The organism is Pseudomonas sp. AM8, from assembly GCF_036346475.1.
In the GTDB taxonomy this organism is placed as follows: Bacteria; Pseudomonadota; Gammaproteobacteria; order Pseudomonadales; family Pseudomonadaceae; genus Aquipseudomonas; species Aquipseudomonas marginalis.
In genome coordinates this window covers 1-461 of the sequence record NZ_JAOTNX010000044.1, presented here as the reverse complement: position 1 = coordinate 461, position 461 = coordinate 1, and the positions used below count along the sequence as shown (strand labels likewise).

The following is a 461-nucleotide window of genomic DNA, read 5'->3' as shown; positions in this document are numbered from 1 at the left end:
GCCTACCAGTACTGCATCGAATCGTTGGCCATGGATGAAGGCGAGATCTTCAACATGTACCACGAGATTCCATCGGTGGCTAAGAAGGCAGCCTGGGGCCTGAAATACACCCGCTCGATCTCCGATCCGAAGTTCGAAACCGGCACCGTCGACACCGACAAGGAACTGCTGCGCAACCTGGTCGCCTACTACTGCGTGCTGGAAGGCATCTTCTTCTACTGCGGCTTCACCCAGATTTTGTCCATGGGCCGCCGCAACAAAATGACCGGCGTGGCCGAGCAGTTCCAGTACATCCTGCGCGATGAGTCGATGCACCTGAACTTCGGTATCGACGTGATCAACCAGATCAAGATCGAAAACCCACACCTGTGGGATGCCGAGATGAAGGAAGAAGCGACCCAGATGATCCTGCAGGGGACTCAGCTGGAGATTGAATATGCGCGGGATACCATGCCGCGCGG

General features: G+C 56.2%; 1 protein-coding gene. It reads left to right on the top strand.

The window, feature by feature from the left end:
- A partial coding sequence (locus tag V3W40_RS34570; RefSeq protein ID WP_330216546.1) for a ribonucleotide-diphosphate reductase subunit beta occupies window positions 1–461 on the top strand: 461 nt, incomplete at both ends.